This window comes from Micromonospora sp. CA-269861, from assembly GCF_050948505.1.
GTDB lineage: Bacteria > Actinomycetota > Actinomycetes > Mycobacteriales > Micromonosporaceae > Micromonospora.
The window spans coordinates 1,395,460-1,420,263 of the sequence record NZ_CP192014.1 but is presented as its reverse complement, the minus strand read 5'-3'; the positions used below and the strand labels follow the sequence as shown (position 1 = coordinate 1,420,263).

Here is a 24,804-nt window from a genome sequence, read left to right as displayed (position 1 = left end):
GTACTCCTCACTGTCGACGTCGGTTGTGCGCGGCGGTCAGGGCAGCCGGGAGAACCAGCGCATCGAGCCGGCGGCGGCACCCATCGCGAACACCAGTCCGAGGCCGATGAACCGGGCCGAGACGTCCTGCCGCTCGGTGCGGTAGCCGACCGAGCTGCCGATGTCGTCGTAGACGGCACGCAGCTCGTCGGTGGTGCTGGCCTCGTGGAACATTCCGCCGGTCTCCTCGGCGACCGCTTTGAGGGTCTGCCCGTCCACCGGCACCTGGATGGGCCGTCCACCCCGGTCGACGAACCCGGACGGCGTGCCGAACGAGATCGAGTGCACCGGCACCTCCGCCGTCACCGCCTCCGCGGCCGCCTCCATCGGGTCCATCCCGGAGGTGTTGGCGCCGTCGGAGAGCAGGATGATCCGGGCGGGTGGCGTCTCCTTCGCGGCTTCGCTGTCCAGACTCTTGACCGCGCCGAGCGAGGTGTTGATGGCCTCGCCGATCGCGGTGCCCTGCACGCCGGTGATCCCCTCGGCGAGCCGATTGATCCCCTCGTCGAGGGCCTCCCGGTCGGTGCCCGGGGGGACCAGCACGGCGGCGCTGCCGGCGAACGCGACGAGACCCACGTTGAACTCGTCGGGCAGGCCCTCGACGAAGCGGCGGGCAGCCTCCTTCGCCGCGGCCAACCGGTCCGGTTCGACGTCGGTGGCGAGCATCGACGTGGAGACGTCCACCGCCACCATCACGGTGGCCCGTTCCCGGGGCACCCGGACCTCGGCGCTCGGGCGGGCGAAGCCGACCACGAGCAGCGCGAGCATGGCCAGGAAGAGCCCGGCCGGTACGTGCCGACGCCAGGCGGGCCGCTGCGGCGCCACCCGGTCCAGCAGCCGCAGGTTGGTGAAGCGGACCGCGTACCGGCTGCGTCGCCGCTGCATCACCAGGTACGCGACGACCAGCGCGAGCACGCCGAGCAGCAGCCAGAGACGCAGCGGTGACTGCCAGATCACGCGGCACCTCCCCGGGGTTGGCCGACCGGCGCGGCGGCCAGCCGACGCTGGGCGTGCACGTGCCGGACGATGTCCGCGCTCCAGTCCCCGTCGGTGCGCAGCGGCAGGTGGGTGGCCCCACTGCGACGCAGCGCCTGGTGGACCTGTTCGCGCTGGGCGGTCGCGGCCTCGGCGTACCGCTCGCGCAGCCCACGGTCCGATGTGCACACCTCGCGGTGCCGGCCGGTCTCCGGGTCGACGAGCGTGATCAGGCCGACGTCCGGTAGTTCCAGCTCACGCGGGTCGGTCACCTCGATCGCCAGCACCTGGTGCCGGACGGCCAGCCGGCGCATGGTCCGCTCCCAGGGCGCTGCCTGGTCGGGTTCGTCGGGCAGGCCGTCGAGGAAGTCGGAGACCACCACGACCAGCCCACGCCTGTTGGCGATCCGGTGCAGCGCGTCGAGCCCGTCCGCCAGGTCGGGCGGTCGGACCGTCGGCCCGCGCCCCGGGCGGTCGGTGGGCGCGGTGGCACGCGGGGCGGCGAGCAGCGCGCGGAGCAGAGCAAGCAGATGGGTACGCCCGCTGCGGGCCGGGAAGCGGCGTACCCCGTCGGCGCGCAGCACCTGGGCGCCGAGGCGGTTGCCGACGCCCGCGGTCAGGAAGCCGACCGCCGCGACGGCGGCCACCGCCAGTTCCCGTTTGTCCAGCTCGGCGGTGCCGAACTCCATGCTGGCGCTGCCGTCGACGAGCAGCCAGGTGGTCAGTTCCCGGTCGGCGTCGACCTGCCGGACGTGCGGCACGGCGGTCCGGGCCGTCACGGCCCAGTCCATTCGACGGACCTCGTCCTCGCCCGGCCGGTACTCGCGACTGCCGGACGGTTCACTGCCCGGACCGGGCAGCAGTCCGCGGTACTGGCCGTGCAGCAGGCCGTTCAGTCGGCGTGTGACGGTCAGCTCCAGGCGGCGCAGCCGTTGGTCCGGGGCCAGCTCGGCCAGGCCGGGGTCGGCTGGTGTGCGGGCCGGCGCGACGGTCGCGCGTCTCATGCCGCCGCCAGATCCGGTGCCTGCTGCGGGTGTCCGGTGGCCAGTCGGGGCGGCGGCACGGCCTCGATGAGCCGGCGCACCACGCTCTCGGCCGACACCCCGTCGGCCACCGCGTCGAAGGAGAGCACCAGCCGGTGGGCGAGGACGTCGACGGCCAGCTCCCGGATGTCCTCGGGCAGCACGTACTCCCGCCCCCGCAGCAGGGCCTGTGCCCGGGCGGCCGCGACCAGGCCCAGGGTGGCCCGCGGGCTGGCCCCGTACGCCAACAGCGGGGCGATCTCCGGCAGCCCGAACCGGCCCGGGTCGCGGGTGGCGAGGATCAGCCGCACCACGTACTCGGCCAACGCGTGGTGGACGAAGACCCGCTCGGCGTGGATCTGGAGGTCCCGCAGCCGTTGCGCGTCGAGCACCCGGCGCGGGGTCGGCCGGTCGGTGCTCATCCGGTAGAGGATGGCCAACTCGTCGGCGTCGCTGGGGTAGTCGACCACGACCTTCATCAGGAACCTGTCGCGCTGCGCCTCCGGGAGCTGGTAGACCCCCTCCGACTCGATCGGGTTCTGGGTGGCCAGCACCAGGAACGGCTCCGGGACCGGCCAGCTCCGCCCGCCGATCGAGACCTGCCGTTCGGCCATCGCCTCCAGCAGCGCCGACTGGACCTTGGCCGGGGCCCGGTTGATCTCGTCGGCCAGCACCAGGTTGGCCATGATCGGGCCCAGCTCGATGTCGAAGGTTTCCTTGGACGCCCGGTAGATCCGGGTGCCGACGATGTCGGAGGGCACCAGGTCCGGGGTGAACTGGATCCGGGAGAAGGTGCCGCCGACCACCGTCGCGAGGGTCTGCGCGGCAAGTGTCTTGGCCACGCCGGGTACCCCCTCCAGGAGGCAGTGCCCGTTGGCGACCAGGGCGGTGAGCAGGCGTTCGACGAGGCGATCCTGCCCGACGATCACGCGTTTGACCTCGAAGAGGGTCTGTTCCAGCTCGATGCCTGTCGGCTCCGGATCGACCGGGCTGGGCATGCTGGCCAGGGTGTCCGAGATGTCCGTCACGGTGCTTGCTTCCCGGGCACACGCCCGGCAAACGTCGGATTGTGCGGCCCGGACCGGCCCGGAGTGGACGGAACGGGGATGAGCCGCGCGGAAGGGTGACGAGCATCGCGAGCCCGCCGAGGAGTACCCAACCGGCAGGTGACCTGCCACCGAGCGCTGGACCGGCACAAACCGGTCGAGGAGGGCGCGTACGCCGAGCGGACGGGGTCCGGCCCCCGTCGCGGTGGGCGACGGGGGCCGGGTGCCGGTTGGATCAGGGTGTGTGGGTGAGCAGGGTGAAGCCCAGGTTGGCCGGCGTCCCGGCCGAGTTGCGGGTCTGCACGAAGACCGCGTTGGGTGTCAGCAGCCGCGGAGCGACCGAGACCTCGCCACCCGGCGGAATGCAGCAGGAGCCGGACAGGGAGAGGGTCGCCAGGAAGGCGCCGGCCGAGACGGTGTGACCGAAGATCACCTCGTACTCCCCGACGCCGTACTTGACCACGGTGCCGCCGCCGCGCGCCTTGGTGCCGTTGGAGTTGACGACCGTGTAGACGTTGGTGGCCACCAGTGGGGTGGCCGCATTCGCCTTCAACGCGGCTTTCGCGATGCGTGCCGACTCGGCGCTGACCGGCGGCTGGGAGTTCGTGCCGCGTGCCGGCTGGACCGCTTCCTGCGGCGCCTTCGCCGACGGCTGGGCGATAGCGATGCCCCCACCGGCGAGACTGAGCCCCAGGACAGCGAACGTGACCGCCGCCACCTTACGTCGGAAGGATGTGCTCATGACAGGTCCCCCTTGTGTGACCGTGCGAATTCGGCCGACCCGCGGGGCGGGACGGATGACTGCCCATAAATAGGCGTACGACGACAACTGGGCGGGGAAAGCTGACTCACTTACACCCGATGAGATTGGTTTTCCAACAATCCGCATCCCCTCTGAGCTGGGGTTACTACTCAGAGTTGCGTCGTTTAAGCCAGATGGAACGTAGCACCGGAAAAAGCTGTCAGTCAATAGTTGATCTCGCTTTTCCGGGGTGTCAACCAACCGTCAGATAATTGTGAAATGTGAGCGCGTCGCCATTCATGAAATGGCTTCGGGGGGCCCGACTAGGATGCTCTTCGTGATCGCCGACGCTCCGCCCGCGCATCAGAACGCTCCGCCCGCGCACCGGAAGGCTCGGCTGGGCACGGTGCTCTGCTGGCTTGCCGTCGTACCCACAGCCCTCTGGGCGGCCGCCCGGCTGCTCGGCCTGGACCGGGGGCCGTTGGTGCAGGCGCTCGCCTTCACGCCGTACGTCGCGGGCGTCAGCGTGCTGGTCCTGACCCTTGCGCTCGCCCTGCGGCGCTGGTGGCCGGCGGCGCTCGCGGCCCTGGCGGCGGTGGGGCTGCTCGGCACCGTCGCACCTCGGGCGCTGGCCAGCCCGCAGCCGGCGGCGGCCGGGCCGACCGTGCGGCTGCTCACCGCCAATCTGCTCGCCGGCGCCGGCGACGCTCGGACGCTTGTGGACCTGGTCCGGCGACACCGGGTGGACGTGCTCACCGTGCAGGAGTTCACGCCGGACGCGCAGGCCGCCCTGGACCAGCTCGGCCTCGACACGCTGCTGCCGCACCGGCAGCTCAACCCGGAGATCGGCACCGCCGGCTCCGGGCTCTACTCGCGGTGGCCGATCACCGACGTCGGCGTCCGGCGCAACCTCGACGGCTGGGGCTTCACCCAGGCGTACGCGACGGTGTCCGTCCCCGGCGGGCCCCCGGTCCGCGTCGAGTCGGCCCACCCGTCGGCGCCGTACGCGCTGGACCAGGTGGGTGCCTGGCGTGCCGACCTGACCGCCCAACCACCCGCCACCCCCGACGGTGGCCTACGGATCCTCGCCGGGGACTTCAACGCGACACTCGACCACAGTCCACTGCGGGCACTGCTGCGCACCGGTTACGTCGACGCCGCCGACGCCACCGGGCAGGGCCTGACCGGCACCTGGGGTCCGTACGACGGCGACCTCATCCCACCCGTCACCATCGACCACGTACTCGTCGACCACCGGATAGCGGTCCGCTCGGTAGAGGTGCTCGCCCTACCCAACAGCGACCACCGCCCCGTCCAAGCCACCCTCACCCTCCCCGCTCCCTAACCCACCCCACCCCACCCCGTCGATCTTGCACTTACTGTCCCGGCATCAGCGACAACTGCCGCATACCGTCGACACAAAGTGCAAGATCGCGGGGGTGGGGGTGGGGGTCGGGCAGAGGGGTTAGACGGGGGTGGGGGCCAGGCCGTAGGTGAGGGCGTCTACCAGGGCGTGCCAGCTGGCCTCCACCACGTTCGGGTGGACGCCTACCGTGGTCCAGTCCCGGCCGCTGCCGTCGGAGGTTTCCAGCAGGACCCGGGTGACCGCGCCGGTGCCGTGGCTGCCCTCCAGGATGCGCACCTTGTAGTCGGCCAGCTCGAAGTCGCGCAGCTGCGGGTAGTGCCGCGTCAGACCCACCCGCAGCGCCTCGTCGAGCGCGTTGACCGGGCCGTTGCCCTCGGCGGTGGCGATCACCCGCTCACCGCGAACCCGGATCTTGACGGTGGCCTCGGAGACCACCGCGCCGTCCTCGCGGTGCTCGACCAGCACACGGTACGACTCCAGGGTGAACGGTCGCGCCGGGCTGCCCTCCGGCAGCTCGGAGCGGACCAGCAACTCGAAGGAGGCATCGGCCGCCTCGAAGGACCAGCCGCCCGCCTCCAACTCCTTGACCCGCTTGGTGACCCGGGTCAGGGCGTCCGGGCTGCCGGCCAGGTCCAGGCCGAGCTCGCGACTCTTGAGCTCGACGCTGGCCCGACCGGCCATCTCGGTGACCAGGATCCGCATGTCGTTGCCCACCACCGACGGGTCCACGTGGTTGTAGAGCAACGGGTCGACCTTGATCGCGCTCGCGTGCAGCCCCGCCTTGTGGGCGAAGGCGGCGGCCCCGGCGTACGCCTGGTGGGTGTCGGGGGCGATGTTGGCGATCTCGGCGATGGCGTGCGAGACCCGCACCATCTGCGCCAGGCAGCCCTCCGGTAGGACGGGCATGCCCAGCTTGAGTTGGAGGTTGGCGACGACCGCGAAGATGTCGGCGTTGCCTGGACGTTCGCCGTACCCGTTGGCGGTGCCCTGCACGTGGCGGACGCCCGCCTCGACCGCGGCGATGGTGTTGGCCACCGCGCAGGAGGTGTCGTTCTGGGCGTGCATGCCGAGCAGCCCGGCGTCGATTCCCAGCCTGTCGGTCAGGTCGAGGATCACGGCGGTCACCTGGGACGGCAGCATGCCGCCGTTGGTGTCGCAGAGCACCATCCGCTCGGCGCCGGCGGCGAGCGCGGTCTGCACCACCGCCGCGCCGTACGCGGGGTCGTGCCGGTAGCCGTCGAAGAAGTGTTCGCCGTCGACGAAGACCCGTCGGCCCTCGCGGACGAGGTGGTCGACGGTGTCGTGGATCATCGCCAGGTTCTCCGCGCCGGTGGTGCGCAGCGCGCGCTCGACGTGCCGGGTGTCGGCCTTGGCGACCAGGGCCACGGCCGGGGTCTGCGCGTCCAGCAGGGCGCGGACCTGGGGGTCGTCCGCGACCGCAACCCCGGCCTTGCGGGTGGCGCCGAACGCGACGAGTACGGCGTGCCGAAGGTCCAGCTCGGTGCGGGCTCGGCGGAAGAACTCGGTGTCCTTGGGGACGGCGCCCGGCCAGCCGCCCTCGATGAAGCCGACACCGAACTCGTCGAGCAGCCGGGCCACGGCCAGCTTGTCGACCACCGAGTAGGTGAGCCCCTCGCGCTGGGCGCCGTCGCGCAACGTGGTGTCGAAGACCTGGAACGTCATCAGGATCCTTTCTCGGAGCAACAAAAAGACCTCCCGCGGATGCGGGAGGTCTGCGCGCTCGGCAGAGGGGAGAGCCGGCGCGCTAGGTCGCAATAATCAGGACGGTGCTGGTCACGCTCGTCACTCTGCCACCCCTCCCCTGCTTTTGGGAGGAGCAATCCACATAGCGGGATGGTTACTGAGGGTTCGTTCAATCCGAACCGCCGCTCGTGATCGGCTTCACAAGCCACCAGGCCGCCCATCGGCAGGAACAGCCGTGCGGAAACATCTGGAACCGATCCAACGATGGCCACCGTGCCATCGGCAAGGAGGACCCGTGCTCACCGTCAGTGACCGCTTACCTGAGCACGGACTCACCGCCTGCGTATCGCTGGGCGCCAACAACGCGTCCAAGACGATCAACCACACGTCCCACGAGGGCACGTGGCGTCTGGTCTTCGTCGGGCCGATGGGCTTCACCTCCATCAGCCCGACGGAGATCTCCGGCGAGATCCTCACCGCCGCGGGGGTCTGACAATGGGCCTGGACGCGATAAAGGCGGCCCTGCCGGAGTACGCCAAGGACATCAGGCTCAACCTGGGCTCGACCATCGGCGCCTCGACGTTGACCCCGACGCAGACCTGGGGCACCGCGCTGGCCTGTGCGGTGACCGCCCGCAACCCGGTGGTGCTGCGGGAGATCGCGGACGAGGCGCTCGGGCACCTCGGGCCGGAGGGCGTCGAGGCGGCCAAGGGCGCCGCGGCGATCATGGCGATGAACAACATCTACTACCGGGCCAAGCACCTCATCGGCGACGAGCTGTACGCCTCGATGCCGGCCCGACTCCGGATGCAGATCATCGCGAGGCCGGGGGTCGACAAGGGCGACTTCGAGCTCTGGTGCCTCGCCGTGTCGGCCATCACCGGCTGCGGTGTGTGCCTGGATCTGCACGAGAAGAAGCTGCGCGGCATCGGCTTCACCCCTGAGCAGCTGCACGAGGCCCTGCGGATCTCCGCCGTGGTGCACGCCGCGGCGGTCACCCTGGACGCCGAGGCCGCACTGGCCTGAGCGCGTACGCGCCGACCAGCCGATGCCGCACCTCGCGACGTCGGCCTCGCACCGTTTCCGGCCCCCGGCGGCCGGGTAGCTCCTGCGGAGACATGAGGTGATCGGTGACAGTCAGGAGTGAACGGCATGGACAGGATCGATCCGCACGCCACCCACGCCGGGCCGGACCCGCTGCGCGGCGGCGACCAGGGCGCGGTGCCCGGCGGCGCGCCGGCCGGCACGTTCGACCCCTGGCGCTACCGCGACCAGGCCGGCGTGGCCGACGCTGACCTGGTCGGCTACAAGGTCGAAGCCACCGACGGTGGCATCGGCAGAATCGACGACGCCAGCCACGAGGTGGGCGGCAGCTACCTGGTCGTGGACACCGGGCCCTGGATCTTCGGCAAGAAGGTGATGCTGCCGGCCGGAACCGTCAACCAGGTCGACCACGACCAGCGCACCGTCTCCGTCGACCGGACCCGGGACCAGATCAAGGCCGCCCCGGAGTACGACGAGACCAGCCACAGCGACCCGAGCTACCGGGATCAGCTGGGTGGCTACTACGACGAGACGTACGGCGCGCTCCCGCCCGGCACGGCACGCTGACTGTTCGACCCGACGGCCGGTGGGGCGCTGCCCCACCGGCCGTTACCGTGTGAACGTGGACGCCACCGAGGACAACCGCCAGCTCTCGCTCCCCGCCACCTTCAACTTCCGCGACGTCGGTGGCTACGTCGGCCACGACGACCGGTCCGTACGCCGAGGCCGGCTCTACCGCTCCGACTCGCTGCACCGCCTCACCGAGCAGGACCGGGACGCGTTCGCCGCGATCGGGATCCGCACCGTCATCGACCTACGGCGCCCCACCGAGGTGGAGCGGGACGGCCGGGTGCCGGCGTACCAGGGGCTGACCTACCGGCACATCCACCCGGAGCACGACGACTGGGCGGGTACGCCGCACGAGGAGGGCGCGAGCCTGGCCCGATACCTCGCCGACCGGTACGCCGACCTGGCCCAGACCGGCACCGCCGGCCTGGCCGAGGCGGTCGGGCTGATCGCCGACTCGGCCAACGCCCCGGTGGTGGTGCACTGCGTCGCCGGCAAGGACCGCACCGGCATCGTCTGCGCGCTGACCCTCGCCGTGCTCGGGGTCGACGACGCGAACATCACCGCTGACTACGCGCTGAGCAGTGTGGCGTCGGCCCGGTACAGCGCCTGGCTGGCCTCCGTCATGCCGGGCGGTGTGGACGTGCCGGCGCCGTTCCTGGCCTCACCGGCCGAGGCGATGCAGATCTTCCTGGACGAGCTGCGCGAGGGCCACGGTTCGGTCGAGGCGTACCTGCGCCACGCCGGAGTGACCGACGAGCAGCTCGCCGCGCTCCGCGACCACCTGCTCGACGAGGCCTGAACCCGGCGGGGTTGGCCCGTCCGTTCGGACGGGCCAACCTCGCGACGGAGGTCAGAAGACGCGCTGCACCCAGCCGTGCGGGTCGGCCGCCTTGCCACGCTGGATGTCGACCAGTTGCTGACGCAGGGCCATGGTGACCCGGCCGGGCTCGCCACCACCGATCAGGAACTCGCCGTCCGGGAAGCGGACCCCACCGATCGGGGTGACCACCGCGGCGGTGCCGCAGGCGAACACCTCGCGGAGGCGACCGCTGGCGGCGTCGGCCTGCCAGTCGGCGAAGCTGACCGGGCGCTCCTCGACCTGGTGCCCGGCCGCGCCGGCCAGCGCGAGGATGGCGTCGCGCGTGATGCCCGGCAGGATCGTGCCGGTCAACGGTGGGGTGACCACCGTGCCGTCGTCGTAGACGAAGAAGACGTTCATGCCGCCCAGCTCGTCGACGAACCGGCGCTCCACCGCGTCCAGGAACACGACCTGGTCACAGCCGGCCTCGATGGCCTCCGCCTGGGCCGCCAACGAGGCGGCGTAGTTGCCGCCGCACTTGGCGGCGCCGGTGCCACCGGGCGCGGCCCGGGTGTAGTCCGGAGAGACCCAGACGGTGACCGGCTTGACGCCACCTGTGAAGTACGCCCCGACCGGTGAGGCGATCACCATGTAGAGGTATTCGTTGGCCGGGCGGACGCCGAGAAAGACCTCGCTGGCGAACATGAACGGCCGCAGGTAGAGGCTGCCGTCCTCGCCGGTGGGGATCCACTCGCGGTCGATCTCGATGAGCTTGTGCAGCGAGTCGACGAACACCTCCGGCGGCAGCACCGGCATCGCCATCCGCTGCGCGGAGGTGGCGAAGCGTGCCGCGTTGGCGTCCGGCCGGAACATCGTCACGCCACCGTCGGCCGTGCGGTACGCCTTGAGCCCCTCGAAGATCTCCTGCGCGTAGTGCAGCACCGCGCTGGCCGGGTCCATCGGGATCGGACCACGGGCCTCCACCCGGGCGTCGTACCAGCCCTTGCCGTCGGCGTAGCGGACGGTGACCATGTGGTCGGTGAAGACGCGGCCGAACCCGGGGTTGGCCAGCAGGGCGGCCCGGTCGGCGGCGGATACCGGCGCGGCATTCGGACGGATCTCGAAGTCGAGCTTGTCACCACCGCTCATCGCGCTGACCTCCCTGCGGAACAACGGCATGCGGGACCGCACACCAACATGGCTGTGCCAGAAACTTACCCCGAACGGTCGTTCAGCGGGTAGCGCCGGTCGGGCGGGACGGACTGCCCGGGCAGACCGACGCCGGGCCGGTCGCCACTCGGGCTGAGACGATCAGGCTACGGCGTGGGCGGCGAGGCGGTCGCCGACCTCTTCGGTACGCAGCGTTACGCCCGGAACCCGGGTCGCCAGCTCGGCCGCGACCGCCGCGTTGACCCGGGCGGCGGACTCGCCGTGCCCGAGCTGCTCCAGCAGCAGCGCCGCGGAGAGCACCGCGGCGACCGGGTCGGCGATGCCCTGACCGGCGATGTCCGGCGCCGAGCCGTGCACCGGCTCGAACATCGAGGGGTGCGCCCCCTCGGGGTTGATGCAGCCGCTGGCTGCCAGCCCGATGCCTCCGGTGACGGCGGCGGCGATGTCGGTGAGGATGTCACCGAAGAGGTTGTCGGTGACCACCACGTCGTAGCGCTGCGGCTGGGTGACCAGGAACATGGCCGCCGCGTCGACGTGCTGGTACTCGGTGGCGACGTCCGGGTGCTCGGCGGCGACCGCGTCGAACGTGCGCGCCCACAGCGACCCGGCGTGGGTGAGCACGTTGGTCTTGTGCACGAGGGTGACCTTGCGCCGCTCCCGGCGGCCGGCGCGGGCGAACGCGTCGCGGATCACGCGTTCCACGCCGTGCCGGGTGTTCAGGCTCTCCTCGGTGGCGACCTCGGCCGGGGTGTCCCGGTGCAGGGAACCGCCGGCACCGGCGTAGAGCCCCTCGGTGCCCTCGCGCACCACCACGAGGTCGACCTCGCCCGGCTTCACGTTGCCGAGCGGGCCGGCGACCCCGGGCCAGAGCCGGGACGGGCGCAGGTTGACGTACTGGTCGAAGGCGAAGCGGAGCTTGAGCAGCAGCCCCCGCTCCAGCACACCCGGCGGAACCGTCGGGTCACCGACCGCGCCGAGCAGGATCGCGTCGTGCCCTGCCAGCTCGGCCAGCACCGAGTCGGGCAGCACCTCTCCGGTACGGTGCCAGCGGGCGGCACCGAGGTCGTACTCGGTGGCCTGCACGCCGGGCAGCACCGCGTCGAGGACCTTGCGGGCCTGCGCGACCACCTCGGGCCCGATGCCGTCTCCGGCCACCACCGCGATCCGCGCCACGACCGCACTCCTCTGCTCAACGGTTCCGTTCGGGCAACGGTACGTCGCTGTCCCGCCTCCCGGTACGCTGCGTCCACGATCTGGGATGCGGGAATGCACAGCACCCTCTCAGCTGGGACTCATGGGGCGGTCATCTCCGCTGCATACCGTAGTGCTCAGTGGGTCGCGGGGGCCCGCTGACCAATGGGGTCGCGCTGACGCGGCGCCACGTGCGAGGGGGCAGATGCGATGCGCATCGACGAGCAGCCACGGACCCGCTGGCCGGACCCGTCCGCGTTCCGCAACCGCCGGCCGGACCTTCGACTCGGCAGCCGCCGGAACCGGATCGACCCGGCCGCCGCCACCGAGGGCCGGATCGCTGTGCAGCACACCGTACGCACCGCGACCGCCGAGTACACCCTGCTGCTCAACGCCCCCGAGTGGCTCGGCCGCCGGGGCGTGGGCGAGGCGCTGCGGGACAGCGTCGCCGAGCTACGCGCCATCGACCTCACCTACGGCCCCAACCGACCGGAGAGCCTGGTCTCCCGGCTCCGTCGGGGCGAGATCAGCCCGGACTCGTACCCGCCGCTCGCCGATCTGGTGGACCGCTGCGCGGCGATGCGCGCCGCCACCGACGGGTGGTTCGACGCCTGGGCGGTGCCCGGCGGCTTCGACCCGGGCGGGCTGCTCGGCGGATGGGCTGTGGAACGCGCCGCCGAGCGGCTGCGTGCCGCCGGCATCCACGACTACGCCGTACTCGCCGGCGCCGACCTCGTCGTCCGCGGCCGTGCGCCGCACGGCGGCCCCTGGCGGGTCGCTGTGCACCACCCGACCGCGCCCGAGCGCGCGCCGCTGGTGCTGGAGATGACCGCCGGCGCGGTCGGCACCTCCGGCGTGACCGGACGGCAGGGGCACGTGGTGGACCCGCACACCGGCGAGCCGGCCGATCACCTCGTCGCCGCCACCGTCGTGGGCCCCGACCTGGCGATCGCCGACGCCTACGCCACCGCGCTCTACGCCGCCGGGCCTACCGGCCTGGCGTGGTTCCGTGGCAACTCCGACTATCGCGCGCTCTTCGCACACCGTCGCTGAGCCGAACGTCGCTGCACCGAGCGCCGTCTCCCCGCGGTGCTCCGGCCCGATTCGCACCTCGGCCGCCTTCTGCCGGCGAACCCGTGAGTGGTTCCCGGTGATTGTCGGCCGGTCGGGCCCGCGATCGGCCCCCACAGTCTCGGCAACGACCGTGGGGGCCGGTCAGCGACGAGTGCGCGTGGCTCGCACAATCGAGGGGTGCGGACCGGTCGGGCCGGACGTCGACCGCGCCACCCGAAGACGGGCCGGCGCCTCGAACTCGGCCAGTGACCGCAGTGCGTACGCTAGCGAATCGACGCAACTCGACGCAAGAGTCTCCACACCGGACCGTCGCGACCGAAGACTGCGGCAATCGGTGGTTGACCGGCGGCGAGGCAGTTTCGACATGGTGAACGGCGGATGGCACGCTATCCGCCGTGAGTTTCGATCTGAGCGTGTGGGCCCTGGAGGACGGGGCGACGCCCGAGGACGTGCGGACAGCGGTCGACGGTTGCCGGGAGGGCCGGCACGTGGACCGCTACCCCGACCCGCGGGTGGTCAGCTTCTACCGGGCGATCACCGCCTCCTATCCGGACCGTCACCCCGGCCCGAACAGCCCGTGGGCGGTGGCGCCGCTGCACGCGGCCCACGACCACGTCGAGCTGAACCTGCACCCGACCTGTGCGGACCAGGTACTCCTCGACATCGAGCGGCTGGCCGGCGAGCACGGGCTCATGCTGTTCGACCCGCAGGACGGCTCGGTCTACCCGCCGCCGGCGCGACTGCCCGGCTGACCTGAGCGTCGGCACGGCCGGAAATGACGAGGGGCCCGGCGAATCGCCAGGCCCCCCGCGGTGCTTGCCGTCTACTACTCGTCGCGCAGGTCAGCGGCGCTGGCCGCCGTGGCGCCGATCGACTCGGCGGCCGACGTGAGCAGGTCGGCGCCGAGCGCCTGGTCGACGGTGAGCGTCATCAGCGTCTCGCCGCCGGCCTCCCGACGGGCCACCTGCATGGCGGCGATGTTGATGCCCGACTCGCCGAGCAGGGTACCGACCGTGCCGACCACGCCGGGCCGGTCGGCGTAGCGCAGGAAGAGCAGGATGCCCTCCGCGCCGATCTCCACGTCGAAGCCGTCCACTTCGGTCAGCTTCAGCACGTCCCGGGCGCCGGAGTGGGTGACCGTGCCGGAGACACTGACCGTCCGACCGTCCGGCAGCGCGCCGCGCACGGTGACCAGGGTCGGCTGCTCGGCCGTCTCGGCCAGGGTGGCCAGGGTGACCTCGACGCCACGCTCGGCGGCCAGGTGCGGAGCGTTGACGTAGGTGACCTGCTCCTCGACCACGGAGCTGAACAGGCCCTTGGTGGCGGCGAGCTTGAGCACCGACACGTCGTGGCTGACGATCTCACCGCGAACCTCGACCGTGACGCTGGCGGCGACCCCGCCGGCGACCGCGGTGAACGCACGACCGAGCTTCTCCGCCAGCGGCAGCAGCGGCCGAACGTCCTCGGCGACCACACCGCCGGCCTGCACGTTCACCGCGTCCGGGACGAACTCGCCCTGCAACGCCAGCTTGACGCTCTTGGCCACGGCCAGGCCGGCCTTGTCCTGCGCCTCGTGGGTGGAGGCGCCCAGGTGCGGGGTGGCGACCACGTTGTCGAAGGCGAACAGCGGCGACGAGGTGCACGGCTCCTTGCTGTACACGTCGACACCGGCGCCGGCGACCCGGCCCTCGGCGATCGCGTCGGCGAGCGCCTGCTCGTCGACCAGCCCACCACGGGCGGCGTTGACGATGCGAACGCCGGGCTTGACGATAGCCAGCTCCTTCTCACCGATCAGGCCCACCGTCTCCGGCGTCTTCGGCAGGTGGATGGAGATGAAGTCGCTCTCCCGCAGCAGCTCCTCCAGCCCGACCAGGCGGACGCCGAGCTGCGCCGCACGGGCCGGCTGGATGTACGGGTCGTACGCGATCAGCCGGGTGCCGAACGCGGCGATGCGCTGCGCGAACAGCACGCCGATACGACCGAGCCCGACCACGCCGACGGTCTTGCCCTGCACCTCGACGCCCGTGTACTTCGACCGCTTCCACTCCCCCGCCTTCAGCGCGGAACTGGCGCTCGCGGTGTTCCGGGCAACGGCGAGCAGCAGCGCGACGGCCTGCTCGGCGGCGGAGACGATGTTGGAGGTGGGCGCGTTGACGACCATGACGCCCCGCGCGGTGGCGGCCGGCACCTCGACGTTGTCCAGCCCGACGCCCGCCCGGGCGACCACCTTGAGTCGCGGCGCGGCGGCGACCGCCTCGGCGTCGATCTGGGTCGCGCTGCGCACGATGACGGCGTCGGCCTCGGAGAGCGCCGAGAGCAGGGCCGGACGGTCGGTGCCGTCGACGTGACGGACGTCGAAGTCGTGGGCGAGCACCTCGATGGCGGCGGGGGCGAGTTCTTCGGCGATCAGTACGACAGGATTCATCGGTCCTCGTAGAGGTCGTGTTTGCGATCGGCCCGGGCGGCGGGGCGCCGCACTGCGCCCCGCGCTGATCCGTGCCGTGGCCGTCAGGTGCCGGCTGCTGCACCTACAGGCGATCGTAGGGGCCCCGCTGGTCGGCGTGTTCCGGTCTCCGGGGTGAGTGCCCTCACACGCCCGGTCGGGCGCCGGACATCGGCCGTTCACCGCACCGACATGGTTTCTCGGGCCGTGCCGAACACCGGTGGCGTCGGTCACCCGGTCACCGCAGGAGAGTCGTGGCGCACGAGCACTGCCGCCCGACGCATCGACGGGCGGCAGCATGCCGGGCAGCCCCGGGGCGGCGCTGGGGAGAGCGCCAGCCCAGGGGCTGTCGGTGAATCATCGCCCGGACGAGCCGGACGAGCCGGACGGTCAGGCGGTCTCGGTGATCGGGCGGTCGACCCAGCTCATCATGCCGCGCAGCTTCCTGCCGGTCTCCTCGATCGGGTGCGCCGCACCCTCGGCCTGCCACTTGGTGAAGTTGGGCCGGCCGGCCTCGTCCTCGGCGACCCACTCGCGGGCGAACTCGCCGGACTGGATCTCACCCAGGATCTTGCGCATCTCGTCCTTGACCCGGGAGTCGATGATGCGCGAGCCGCGGGAGAGGTCGCCGTACTCGGCGGTGTCGGAGATGCTGTAGCGCATCTTCGCGATGCCGCCCTCGTACATGAGGTCGACGATCAGCTTCAGCTCGTGCAGGCACTCGAAGTAGGCGACCTCCGGGGCGTAGCCCGCCTCGGTGAGCACCTCGAAGCCGGTCTGCACCAGCGCCGAGGCACCGCCGCAGAGCACCGCCTGCTCGCCGAAGAGATCGGTCTCGGTCTCCTCGGTGAAGGTGGTCTTGATCGCGCCGGCCCGGGTGCCGCCGATCCCCTTGGCGTACGCGAGGGCGAGCGCAAGCGCGTTGCCGCTGGCGTCCTGCTCGACGGCGACGAGACAGGGCACGCCCTTGCCGTCGCTGTACTGGCGGCGGACCAGGTGGCCGGGGCCCTTGGGCGCGACCATCGCCACGTCCACCTCGGCCGGCGGCTTGATCAGGCCGTACCGGATGTTGAAGCCGTGGCCGAAGAAGATCGCCTTGCCCGGGGCGAGGTTCGGGGCGATCGACTCCGCGTAGATCCCGCGCTGGGCGGTGTCCGGTGCGAGCACCATGATCACGTCGGCCTCGGCGGCGGCCTGCGCCGGCGTGACCACCCGCAGGCCCTGCTCCTCAGCCTTGGGACGGCTCTTCGAGCCCTCCGGCAGACCGATCACCACGTCGACGCCGGAGTCACGCAGCGACAGCGCGTGGGCGTGGCCCTGGCTGCCGTAACCGATCACCGCGACCTTCTTGGCCTGGATCAGGCCGAGGTCGGCATCGTCGTCGTAGTACACCTCAACGCTCATGAGAACTTCCCTTTCGTACGACGGCCGGGGCGGCCCGTCGTGGTCTGTGCGGATGGATTCGCCGGACGGCCCGCCGGGGCCGACCGGCGGCGGGTCAGGCGGCCCGCAGTGCGGGACCGGCGGTGATCGAACGCGAGCCGCGCCCGATGGCCACCAGCCCGGACTGGACCATTTCCTTGATGCCGAAGGACTCGAGGTCGCGCAGGAGCGCGTCGAGCTTGTCCGGGGTGCCGGTGGCCTCGATGGTCAGCGTGTCCGGTGCGACGTCGACCACCCGGGCGCGAAACAGGTTGACGGTCTCCAGCACCTGCGACCGCGCGGACCGGTCGGCGCGGACCTTCACCAGCAGCAGCTCCCGGGCAACCGAGACCTGCGGATCCAGCTCAACGATCTTGAGCACGTTGACGAGCTTGTTCAGCTGCTTGGTGACCTGCTCCAGCGGGGACGACTCCGCGTTGACCACGATGGTGATCCGGGAGACGTCAGGGTTCTCGGTCTCGCCGACGGCGAGGCTGTCGATGTTGAACCCGCGCCGGGAGAACAGGCCGGAGACCCGGGCGAGCACGCCCGGCTTGTTCTCCACCAGCACGGACAAAGTGTGCATGGTCATGCCACGGCCTCGCTTCGCTCGGTCGTGTCACGACCATTGGTAAGACTGAGCTTGCTGATTCGTTCGCTGTGCTCACTCATGTCAGATGTCATCCTCGTCGAAGGCCGGGCGGACGCCACGGGCGAACATGATCTCGTCGTTGCTGGTGCCGGCGGCGACCATCGGCCACACCATCGCGTCCTTGCCGACCACGAAGTCGATCACCACGGGCGCGTCGTTGATCTCCATGGCGGCGGCGATGGTCTTGTCGACGTCAGCCGCGTTCTCGCACCGCAGCCCGACGCAGCCCAGGGCCTCGGCGAGCTTCACGAAGTCGGGGATCCGGTGCTTGTGGGTGCCGAGCTCGGTGTTGGAGTAGCGCTCGTTGTAGAAGAGCGTCTGCCACTGTCGGACCATGCCGAGATTGCCGTTGTTGATGACGGCGATCTTGACCGGGATGCCCTCCAGCGCGCAGGTGGCCAACTCCTGGTTGGTCATCTGGAAACAGCCGTCCCCGTCCACCGCCCAGACCACCGTGTCCGGCTTGCCGACCTTGGCGCCCATCGCCGCCGGCACCGCGTAGCCCATCGTGCCGAGGCCGCCGGAATTCAACCAGGTGTTCGGCTTCTCGTAGGAGATGAACTGCGACGCCCACATCTGGTGCTGGCCCACCCCGGCCACGAAGATCGCGTCCGAGCCGACGATCTCGCCCAGCCGCTTGATCACGTACTGCGGGGACAGGGTTCCGTCGGCCGGCTCGTCGTAGCCCAGCGGGTAGCGGTTGCGCAGGTCGTCGAGCTGCGTCCACCAGTCGCCGAGATCGGCGGTGCGCCCCGCCGACCGCTCGACGGTGACCGCGGCGATCAGCTCGTCGATGACGTGCTTGGCGTCGCCGACGATCGGCACGTCCACGTGCCGGTTCTTGCCGATCTCGGCGGGGTCGATGTCCGCGTGGACCACTGCCGCGTCCGGGGCGAACGAGTCCAGTTTGCCGGTGACGCGGTCGTCGAAGCGTGCGCCCAGCGCGACGATCAGATCGGCCTTCTGCAGGCCGTAGACGGCGGCGACAGTGCCGTGCATGCCGGGCATCCCCAGATGCTGCTGGTGCGAGTCGGGGAACGCCCCGAGCGCCATCAGCGTGGTGACGACCGGGATGCCGGTCAGCTCGGCAAGCCGGCGCAGCCCGTCGGTGGCGCCGGCCTTGAGGACCCCGCCGCCGACGTAGAGCACCGGCCGCCGGGCGCCGGCCATCAGCCGCGCCGCCTCCCGGATCTGCTTGCCGTGCGGGTGCAGGGTGGGCCGGTAGCCGGGCAGGTCCAGCGTGGGCGGCCAGGTGAAGGTGGTCGGCGCCTGGAGCACGTCCTTGGGGATGTCGACGAGCACCGGGCCGGGCCGCCCGCTGCTGGCCAGGTGGAACGCCTCGGCGAGCACGCGGGGAATCTCCTCGGCGTTCTGGACGAGGAAGTTGTGCTTGGTGATCGGCAGGGTGATGCCCTGGATGTCCGCCTCCTGGAAGGCGTCGGTGCCGATCGACGGGCGGGCCACCTGACCGGTGATCGCCACCATCGCCACCGAGTCCATGTACGCGTCGGCGATCGGGGTGACCAGGTTCGTGGCGCCCGGGCCGGACGTGGCGATGCAGACGCCGACCTTGCCGGTGGCCTGCGCGTAGCCGGTCGCCGCGTGCCCCGCGCCCTGCTCGTGCCGCACCAGGATGTGCCGGACGGTCGAGTCGTAGAGCGGGTCGTACGCCGGCAGGATCGCGCCGCCCGGAATGCCGAAGACGACCTCGACCTCGAGCGCCTCGAGGGACCGCACGAGCGAGCCGGCCCCGGAGACCTGGGTCGCGGCGGCGGGCCGTACCACCGGGGCGGCCGGGGCGGCCGTGCGTGTCGCGGCCTGGTCGACGTCGAGGGTCGGGTCGGCGGCCGCGCGGGCCCGGCGGGCGGTGTGGGCGAGGGTCTCGGGCGTGGGTCTCGTCATGGCGGTTCTGGCCTTCGGCTGGAGTGGCTGGTGGCTAGTCAAGCGATGCGACGCGGGCGGGGAGCCCGCTTCGCCAGGTTCCGATGGCAATAAAAACGGCCCTCGTGCAGATGCACGGGGCCAGCGCACTCTCGGTGAGGGAGAGTGCGCTCAGGTAAGTACTCGCAGCGACCGGTACGACGACATGCGGCTAAGCCTGACGCATCTCACGCGATGAGTCAACTGATCCCACATGTTGGTTAACGGAGGCCGGCGCGTCGGCCTGCGACGCGCCATCAACGGACGGGGTGAGCTGCCCGGACGCGGCCGGAGCGCGACGTGGCGCGGGCACCGGAGCGGGACGTGCACCCGGGGACGTGGCCGCCTCCAGCATCGCCTCCAGGTGCTCGGCCGGCACCCCCCAGCCGAAGAGCGCGCCCTGGCCGAACCGGCAACCGGCGGCCACCACCGCGGCCAACTCGGTCGGGGTGGTCACCCCCTCGGCGATCACCTCCAGCCCCAGCTGGTGGCCCAGTCGCATGACGATGTCGACCATCGGGGCGAACGCCGGGCCGTCCTGGCCGACCGGGCGGACCGGCTCGTGCTCGGCGACCAGACTGTGGTCGATCTTGAGGATGTCGATCGGCAATCGGCGCAGCTGCCCCAGCGACGAGTAGCCGGCCCCGAAGTCGTCGAGCGCGATCCGGACACCCGTCAACCGCAGCGCGGTGAGCCGCCGGATCAGCTCGTCCAGGTCGGTGGCGACCGCGTGCTCGGTGACCTCCAGGACCAGCCGCTGCGGCGGCACGTGGTGGGCGCGCAGCGCCTCGGCGACCTGGACCACGTACGCCGGGGCGTGCAGCTCGCGCGGGGAGACGTTCACCGACACCCAGACGTCGTGCCCGTCCGCCAGCCACCGGGATAGCTGGTAGCAGGCCTGGTGCAGCACCCAGGCGCCGAGCGGGGCGATCATGCCGCACTCCTCGGCGAGCGGGATGAACTCGTCCGGACGGACGTTGCCCAGCTCCGGATGGTGCCAACGGAGCAGCGCCTCGGCACCGACCGGCCGCACCGACGGCAGCGACGCCACCGGTTGGAACGCCAACCGCAGCTCGTCGCGCTCGATGGCCCCGCGCAGCTCGTGCTCCACGGTCGTACGGCGGCGCAGCAGCTTGTCGTACGCGGCGTCGTACCGCTCGATCCGGTTCTTGCCCCGCTGCTTGGCGTAGCGCAGCGCCAGGTCGGCGTGGCGCAGCAGCAGCTCCACGTCCGGCTCGTCGGCCCAGTCGGCCACCCCGATGCTCACCGACAGGAAGACCGGCCCCTCCGGCTGGTCGTACGGCCGGTTGAGCACCCCCAGCAGCCGTTCGGCGACCCGGTCCGCCTCGACCGACCGGCCCTGCATGAGGACGGCGAACTCGTCGCCACCCAGCCGGGCGGCCACGTCGCCGGGGCGCAGGTTGCCGCGCAGCCGCCGGCCCACCTCGGCCAGCACGGCGTCGCCCACGTCGTGCCCCCGCATGTCGTTGACGTTCTTGAAGCCGTCCAGGTCGAGGCCGAGGAGCACACACGGGTTGCGGTCCGCGGCGTTGCGGTGCAGCGCTCGGAGCAGCCCGCGACGGTTGGCCAACGACGTCAGCGGATCGGTGTGCGCCAGCTCACGGAAGTGCGCCTCCCGCTCGGCCAGGCGGCTCGCGTACCCCCGGACGTCGCGGAGGGTGAGGTACTGCCGTGCCACCAGGGCGAAACCCTCCACGCTGCCGGCCACGATGCCCGCAGCGGTGAACCGACCGTCCTGGGCGAGGTGGTACATCGCCGAGGCGGCCATCGCGAGCATCGGGGCGATCGCGTACTCGCCGTCGCTACCGACCAGGTCCAGGTCGACCTGCCCCGGCCGGTCGGCCCGGTACACGGCGAGCGCGACGGTCAGCAGGCCGGCGGCGAGCACCGCCGCACCGGTCAGCGCCATGGTCGGCCCGGCCTGGCAGAGCCCGGCGCTGAGCCCCAGACCGCCGCAGGTCACCGCGCTGATGCCGGCGCCCAGCGCGGCGAGCCGTCGACGTGGCGTGGCGGCCCGGAAGACGACGATCACGACGAGCCCGGTGCCGAGCGCGGCGCTCACCGTGGCCACCAGAATCGCCGGGCAGGCCATCGGGGTGGCGGCACCGAGCAACCGGGTGGGCTCGGAGAAGAGCACCCAACCGACGAACCACAGCGCCGCCCCCATGACCAACCCGTCCAGGGCGAGCCGGGCCGTTCCCGCCGCGGTGGCGGCCACCCCGGGCAGCCGGAGCAGACCAGCGGCGAAGGCCAGCCCGCTCACCGCCGTGCCGATCGCCACCGCTGTCGCCCAACCGGTGCGCTGCCCCTGCTCGTGGGCCCAGTGGTCGTTCGCGCTGAGCGCGGCGACCACCCCGGTCAGGAGGCTGAGCAGCGCGCCGCCGGCGGCCGCCGCGAGCAGCACGTGTGCCGGTCGACGCGGACCCGTCCGCCGCCGGGCGACGACGGTCAGCAGCGCGGCGGCCACCGCGGCAACGAGCCCGCTGAGCGCCGCGACAGCGACCATGCCCGGTGGAAAATGCACGCCTCCAAGAGTGCCGGATGGGCGCACGTCATGGGGGGCTGGGTGTGCATCTGTTGGGACACGGCAGATACCCGGGTGGGCCCGCGCGGCAACGGTGTCATGCTGGTATGCATGCCTGAGCTGCGGTCGAGGACTTCCACACACGGTCGGACGATGGCCGGCGCCCGGGCCCTCTGGCGGGCCACCGGGATGACCGACGACGATTTCGGCAAGCCGATCGTCGCCATCGCCAACAGTTTCACCCAGTTCGTGCCTGGTCACGTACACCTCAAGGACATGGGTGGCCTGGTCGCTGACGCGGTCGCCGAGGCCGGTGGGGTGGGCCGGGAGTTCAACACCATCGCGGTCGACGACGGCATCGCGATGGGCCACGGCGGCATGCTCTACTCGCTGCCCAGCCGTGAGCTGATCGCCGACGCGGTCGAGTACATGGTCAACGCGCACTGCGCGGACGCCCTGGTCTGCATCTCCAACTGCGACAAGATCACGCCGGGGATGCTGCTTGCCGCGTTGCGGCTCAACATCCCGACCGTCTTCGTCTCCGGCGGCCCGATGGAGGCCGGCAAGACGATGGCGATCGAGGGCGTCGTGCACAGCAAGATCGACCTGATCGACGCGATGATCGCCTCCTCGAACGAGGCGGTCACCGACGAGCAGCTCGGTGAGATCGAGCGCTCCGCCTGCCCGACCTGCGGCTCCTGCTCCGGCATGTTCACCGCCAACTCGATGAACTGCCTCACCGAGGCGATCGGGCTCGCGCTGCCCGGCAACGGTTCGACGCTTGCCACCCACGCCGCGCGCCGGTCGCTGTTCGTGGAGGCCGGCCGCACCATCGTGGAGATCTCCAAGCGGTGGTACGACGGCGACGACGACTCGGTCCTGCCGCGCATCGTCGCCTCGAAGGCCGCCTTCGAGAACGCGGTCGCCCTGGACGTGGCGATGGGCGGCTCCACCAACACGGTGCTGCACCTGCTCGCCGCCGCCCGCGAAGCGGAGATGGACTTTGGTGTCGCCGACATCGACGCGATCTCCCGGCGGGTGCCGTGCCTGGCCAAGGTCGCGCCGAACTCTCCGAATTACCACATGGAGGACGTGCACCGGGCCGGTGGCATCCCGGCGATCCTCGGCGAACTGGACCGGGCCGGGCAGCTCAACCGGGACGTGCACGCCGTGCACTCCCCCTCGCTGGCGCAGTGGCTGACCGACTGGGACGTGCGCGGCGGCTCCCCCACCCCGACGGCGGTCGAGCTGTTCCACGCCGCGCCGGGCGGAGTGCGTACCGTCGAACCGTTCTCCACCACCAACAGGTGGTCGTCGCTGGACACCGACGCGGCCGGCGGCTGCATCCGGGACCGCGAGCACGCCTACTCCGCCGACGGCGGGCTGGCCATCCTGCACGGCAACCTGGCGCCCGAGGGCAGTGTGGTGAAGACCGCTGGCGTGCCGGACGACTGCCTGACCTTCCGTGGCCCGGCAAAGGTCTACGAATCGCAGGACGACGCGGTGACCGCGATCCTCGCCAAGCAGGTGGTCGCCGGGGACGTCGTGGTGATCCGGTACGAGGGACCCAAGGGCGGTCCCGGCATGCAGGAGATGCTCTACCCCACTTCGTTCCTCAAGGGCCGAGGGCTGGGCCGCTCCTGTGCGCTGCTCACCGACGGCCGTTTCTCCGGTGGCACCTCCGGGCTCTCCATCGGGCACGTCTCCCCCGAGGCGGCCTCCGGCGGGCTGATCGCCCTGGTCCGCGACGGCGACGAGGTCGTCATCGACATCCCGAGCCGGTCGATCGAGCTGAACGTGCCCGCCGAGGAGCTGGAGGCCCGACGGGTGGCCGAGGAGAAGCGCGACAAGCCGTACACCCCGACCGACCGGCAGCGCCCGGTGTCGGCGGCGCTGCGCGCGTACGCCTCGATGGCCACCTCGGCCAGCGACGGCGCCTACCGCCGCGTCCCGGAGTAACCACCCGGCCCCGCCCGCACCGCCGACCTCGCGATGTCGGGGTATCCCGTCGACCCGGATACCCCGACATCAACGATCGCGCGTCGATCAGGGGTGGACAGGCGAAAACGCGGTGCCCCCGAATCGACCACGTGGGCTAGCGTGTCGTCGGTCTACTGGGGATCGTCCCAGATTCCTACGGGGGAAGGCGTGTACGTGTCTCTTTGGAAGAAGCCCGCTCTGGTGGCGGTCTCGGCGCTCACCGCGTTCGCTGTCTCCGCCTGCGGCGTGCCGTCCGGCGCGTCCGAAGCGTCGAAGCAGCCGAGCGTCCTGGAGCTGCTGGCCAGTGATCTCAAGGGTTCGCTGCTGAAGACGGCCGAGGCCACCGACAAGACCGACTCAGTGACCGTGACGATGACGGGCACGATCGGCGGCCAGAAGATCTCGATGCAGGGTGTCCTGGACCTGGGCGACCCGCTCAAGGCCGAGATGAAGATGACCAACGCGATGGGCGCCGCGACCAGCGTCCGGATGATCGGCGCCGTGATCTACGCCGAGATTCCAGCGGAGGGCCGCAAGGGTACGGGCGGAAAGCGCTGGATGAAGATGGACATGACCGGCCTGAGCGAGATGGCGGGCACGGACTTCAGCAAGCAGTTCGATGACATGGACCCGATCAAGCAGGTCAAGACGCTGCTCGCCATTGAGGGCACGACGGTGGTGGGGCAGGAGACGGTGAACGGGGTGCCAACCGTCCACTACACGGTCACCACCCCGGTGGCGACCTACCTCGCGCAGATCGACGCCATGCACCGTGACGCCACCGAGCAGACGCTGGCCACCCAGGGCGTCAAGGAGCTGAAGATCGACCTGTGGGTCGACGAGCAGTACCGGCCGCGTCGGGCGGGCATGGTGATGGGCAAGATGGGCGACATGGTGATTGACTACACCGACTACGGCAAGGCGGTGACCATCGAGACGCCGCCGCCGGCGGAGACCACCGACCTCGCCGAGATGCTCAAGGGCCTGACCGCCGACAGCTGATCAGTTGCGGAGTGCTGCCCGGCCGGCGAGGAGACTCCCCTGGTCGGGCAGCGCCGTCTCAGGACCCGGGCGGCCCTCACACCGGAGCGGCCCCGGTG

The 24,804-nt window shown here is 71.3% G+C and carries 21 protein-coding genes; 9 read left to right on the top strand and 12 right to left on the bottom strand.

The window, feature by feature from the left end; translation table 11 throughout:
- Nucleotides 1–36: 36 nt before the first annotated feature.
- The 4 genes from ACQP0U_RS06535 to ACQP0U_RS06520 form a co-directional block, all read right to left on the bottom strand.
- The gene (locus ACQP0U_RS06535; RefSeq protein ID WP_433316677.1) at nucleotides 37–996 is read right to left on the bottom strand and encodes a VWA domain-containing protein; all 960 of its coding nucleotides are present in this window, start codon (nucleotides 994–996) and stop codon (nucleotides 37–39) included.
- A complete protein-coding gene (locus ACQP0U_RS06530) occupies nucleotides 993–2,018 on the bottom strand; it encodes a DUF58 domain-containing protein (RefSeq protein WP_433316675.1) in 1,026 nt (341 codons plus the stop codon). Before ACQP0U_RS06530 ends, ACQP0U_RS06535 begins: the two co-directional genes overlap by 4 nt.
- Nucleotides 2,015–3,064: an AAA family ATPase gene (locus ACQP0U_RS06525; RefSeq protein ID WP_433316672.1), complete on the bottom strand. Its 1,050-nt coding sequence runs from the start codon at nucleotides 3,062–3,064 to the stop codon at nucleotides 2,015–2,017. The genes ACQP0U_RS06530 and ACQP0U_RS06525 overlap by 4 nt, the downstream gene beginning before the upstream one ends.
- A 253-nt stretch (nucleotides 3,065–3,317) precedes the next feature.
- Nucleotides 3,318–3,824, bottom strand: a complete 507-nt coding sequence (locus ACQP0U_RS06520) for a hypothetical protein (protein ID WP_433316670.1) — start codon at nucleotides 3,822–3,824, stop codon at nucleotides 3,318–3,320.
- A 406-nt stretch (nucleotides 3,825–4,230) separates the two neighbouring features.
- On the opposite strand from ACQP0U_RS06520, the gene ACQP0U_RS06515 reads away from it, so the two are divergent.
- Nucleotides 4,231–5,169: an endonuclease/exonuclease/phosphatase family protein gene (locus ACQP0U_RS06515; protein WP_433320655.1), complete on the top strand. Its 939-nt coding sequence runs from the start codon at nucleotides 4,231–4,233 to the stop codon at nucleotides 5,167–5,169.
- A gap of 120 nt (nucleotides 5,170–5,289) precedes the next feature.
- Here the strand turns inward: ACQP0U_RS06515 and cimA are convergent, their stop codons facing one another.
- Entirely contained in the window at nucleotides 5,290–6,873 is a 1,584-nt protein-coding gene (gene cimA, locus ACQP0U_RS06510) for a citramalate synthase (RefSeq protein WP_433316669.1), read from the bottom strand.
- Between the two features lie 316 nt (nucleotides 6,874–7,189).
- Between cimA and ACQP0U_RS06505 the strand changes: the two genes are divergently transcribed.
- From ACQP0U_RS06505 to ACQP0U_RS06490, 4 genes are all read left to right on the top strand, one after another.
- Nucleotides 7,190–7,387 carry a hypothetical protein gene (locus ACQP0U_RS06505; protein WP_433316667.1) on the top strand — a complete coding sequence of 66 codons (198 nt, stop codon included), beginning with the start codon at nucleotides 7,190–7,192 and terminating at the stop codon, nucleotides 7,385–7,387.
- Between the two features lie 2 nt (nucleotides 7,388–7,389).
- Nucleotides 7,390–7,920, top strand: coding sequence for a carboxymuconolactone decarboxylase family protein (locus ACQP0U_RS06500; protein ID WP_433316664.1), 531 nt, complete (start codon nucleotides 7,390–7,392; stop codon nucleotides 7,918–7,920).
- Between the two features lie 126 nt (nucleotides 7,921–8,046).
- Complete coding sequence (locus ACQP0U_RS06495) at nucleotides 8,047–8,505, top strand: PRC-barrel domain-containing protein (protein WP_433316662.1); 459 nt, start codon at nucleotides 8,047–8,049, stop codon at nucleotides 8,503–8,505.
- A 55-nt stretch (nucleotides 8,506–8,560) separates the two neighbouring features.
- The gene (locus tag ACQP0U_RS06490; RefSeq protein ID WP_433316660.1) at nucleotides 8,561–9,307 is read left to right on the top strand and encodes a tyrosine-protein phosphatase; all 747 of its coding nucleotides are present in this window, start codon (nucleotides 8,561–8,563) and stop codon (nucleotides 9,305–9,307) included.
- 51 nt (nucleotides 9,308–9,358) lie between these two features.
- Here ACQP0U_RS06490 and ACQP0U_RS06485 read toward each other — a convergent pair whose 3' ends face one another.
- Together ACQP0U_RS06485 and ACQP0U_RS06480 are read right to left on the bottom strand one after the other, a co-directional pair.
- Nucleotides 9,359–10,456, bottom strand: a complete 1,098-nt coding sequence (locus ACQP0U_RS06485; protein WP_433316657.1) for a branched-chain amino acid aminotransferase — start codon at nucleotides 10,454–10,456, stop codon at nucleotides 9,359–9,361.
- Between the two features lie 162 nt (nucleotides 10,457–10,618).
- Nucleotides 10,619–11,650, bottom strand: coding sequence for a 3-isopropylmalate dehydrogenase (locus tag ACQP0U_RS06480; protein ID WP_433316655.1), 1,032 nt, complete (start codon nucleotides 11,648–11,650; stop codon nucleotides 10,619–10,621).
- A gap of 228 nt (nucleotides 11,651–11,878) precedes the next feature.
- On the opposite strand from ACQP0U_RS06480, the gene ACQP0U_RS06475 reads away from it, so the two are divergent.
- Together ACQP0U_RS06475 and ACQP0U_RS06470 are read left to right on the top strand one after the other, a co-directional pair.
- Entirely contained in the window at nucleotides 11,879–12,721 is an 843-nt protein-coding gene (locus tag ACQP0U_RS06475; RefSeq protein WP_433316653.1) for an FAD:protein FMN transferase, read from the top strand.
- Between the two features lie 416 nt (nucleotides 12,722–13,137).
- Entirely contained in the window at nucleotides 13,138–13,494 is a 357-nt protein-coding gene (locus ACQP0U_RS06470; RefSeq protein WP_433316650.1) for a hypothetical protein, read from the top strand.
- 74 nt (nucleotides 13,495–13,568) lie between these two features.
- Here ACQP0U_RS06470 and serA read toward each other — a convergent pair whose 3' ends face one another.
- The 5 genes from serA to ACQP0U_RS06445 all read right to left on the bottom strand — a co-directional run bounded on the left by serA (nucleotide 13,569) and on the right by ACQP0U_RS06445 (nucleotide 21,706).
- The gene (gene serA, locus ACQP0U_RS06465) at nucleotides 13,569–15,167 is read right to left on the bottom strand and encodes a phosphoglycerate dehydrogenase (RefSeq protein WP_238661574.1); all 1,599 of its coding nucleotides are present in this window, start codon (nucleotides 15,165–15,167) and stop codon (nucleotides 13,569–13,571) included.
- A gap of 408 nt (nucleotides 15,168–15,575) precedes the next feature.
- Nucleotides 15,576–16,589, bottom strand: a complete 1,014-nt coding sequence (gene ilvC / locus ACQP0U_RS06460; protein ID WP_433316648.1) for a ketol-acid reductoisomerase — start codon at nucleotides 16,587–16,589, stop codon at nucleotides 15,576–15,578.
- A gap of 94 nt (nucleotides 16,590–16,683) precedes the next feature.
- Entirely contained in the window at nucleotides 16,684–17,199 is a 516-nt protein-coding gene (gene ilvN, locus ACQP0U_RS06455) for an acetolactate synthase small subunit (protein ID WP_124815780.1), read from the bottom strand.
- Between the two features lie 81 nt (nucleotides 17,200–17,280).
- On the bottom strand, nucleotides 17,281–19,161 hold the full coding sequence (locus ACQP0U_RS06450; RefSeq protein WP_433316647.1) for an acetolactate synthase large subunit: 1,881 nt from the start codon (nucleotides 19,159–19,161) through the stop codon (nucleotides 17,281–17,283).
- A 190-nt stretch (nucleotides 19,162–19,351) separates the two neighbouring features.
- On the bottom strand, nucleotides 19,352–21,706 hold the full coding sequence (locus ACQP0U_RS06445) for a putative bifunctional diguanylate cyclase/phosphodiesterase (protein WP_433320652.1): 2,355 nt from the start codon (nucleotides 21,704–21,706) through the stop codon (nucleotides 19,352–19,354).
- Nucleotides 21,707–21,835: 129 nt separating this feature from the next.
- Here ACQP0U_RS06445 and ilvD point away from each other — a divergent pair, with 129 nt between their 5' ends.
- Both ilvD and ACQP0U_RS06435 read left to right on the top strand, forming a co-directional pair.
- Nucleotides 21,836–23,683 carry a dihydroxy-acid dehydratase gene (gene ilvD, locus ACQP0U_RS06440; RefSeq protein WP_433316645.1) on the top strand — a complete coding sequence of 616 codons (1,848 nt, stop codon included), beginning with the start codon at nucleotides 21,836–21,838 and terminating at the stop codon, nucleotides 23,681–23,683.
- 33 nt (nucleotides 23,684–23,716) lie between these two features.
- Nucleotides 23,717–24,706, top strand: coding sequence for a hypothetical protein (locus ACQP0U_RS06435; RefSeq protein WP_433316643.1), 990 nt, complete (start codon nucleotides 23,717–23,719; stop codon nucleotides 24,704–24,706).
- Nucleotides 24,707–24,804 lie beyond the last annotated feature (98 nt).

Coding starts and splice junctions, on each gene's coding strand:
- ACQP0U_RS06530 (WP_433316675.1), bottom strand. CDS start 2,018: ATGAGACGCGCGACCGTCGCGCCGGCCCGCACACCAGCCGACCCCGGC.
- ACQP0U_RS06520 (WP_433316670.1), bottom strand. CDS start 3,824: ATGAGCACATCCTTCCGACGTAAGGTGGCGGCGGTCACGTTCGCTGTC.
- cimA (WP_433316669.1), bottom strand. CDS start 6,873: ATGACGTTCCAGGTCTTCGACACCACGTTGCGCGACGGCGCCCAGCGC.
- ACQP0U_RS06500 (WP_433316664.1), top strand. CDS start 7,390: ATGGGCCTGGACGCGATAAAGGCGGCCCTGCCGGAGTACGCCAAGGAC.
- ACQP0U_RS06495 (WP_433316662.1), top strand. CDS start 8,047: ATGGACAGGATCGATCCGCACGCCACCCACGCCGGGCCGGACCCGCTG.
- ACQP0U_RS06485 (WP_433316657.1), bottom strand. CDS start 10,456: ATGAGCGGTGGTGACAAGCTCGACTTCGAGATCCGTCCGAATGCCGCG.
- ACQP0U_RS06475 (WP_433316653.1), top strand. CDS start 11,879: ATGCGCATCGACGAGCAGCCACGGACCCGCTGGCCGGACCCGTCCGCG.
- serA (WP_238661574.1), bottom strand. CDS start 15,167: ATGAATCCTGTCGTACTGATCGCCGAAGAACTCGCCCCCGCCGCCATC.
- ilvC (WP_433316648.1), bottom strand. CDS start 16,589: ATGAGCGTTGAGGTGTACTACGACGACGATGCCGACCTCGGCCTGATC.
- ilvN (WP_124815780.1), bottom strand. CDS start 17,199: ATGACCATGCACACTTTGTCCGTGCTGGTGGAGAACAAGCCGGGCGTG.
- ACQP0U_RS06450 (WP_433316647.1), bottom strand. CDS start 19,161: ATGACGAGACCCACGCCCGAGACCCTCGCCCACACCGCCCGCCGGGCC.
- ACQP0U_RS06445 (WP_433320652.1), bottom strand. CDS start 21,706: ATGGTCGCTGTCGCGGCGCTCAGCGGGCTCGTTGCCGCGGTGGCCGCC.
- ilvD (WP_433316645.1), top strand. CDS start 21,836: ATGCCTGAGCTGCGGTCGAGGACTTCCACACACGGTCGGACGATGGCC.
- ACQP0U_RS06435 (WP_433316643.1), top strand. CDS start 23,717: ATGTCGGGGTATCCCGTCGACCCGGATACCCCGACATCAACGATCGCG.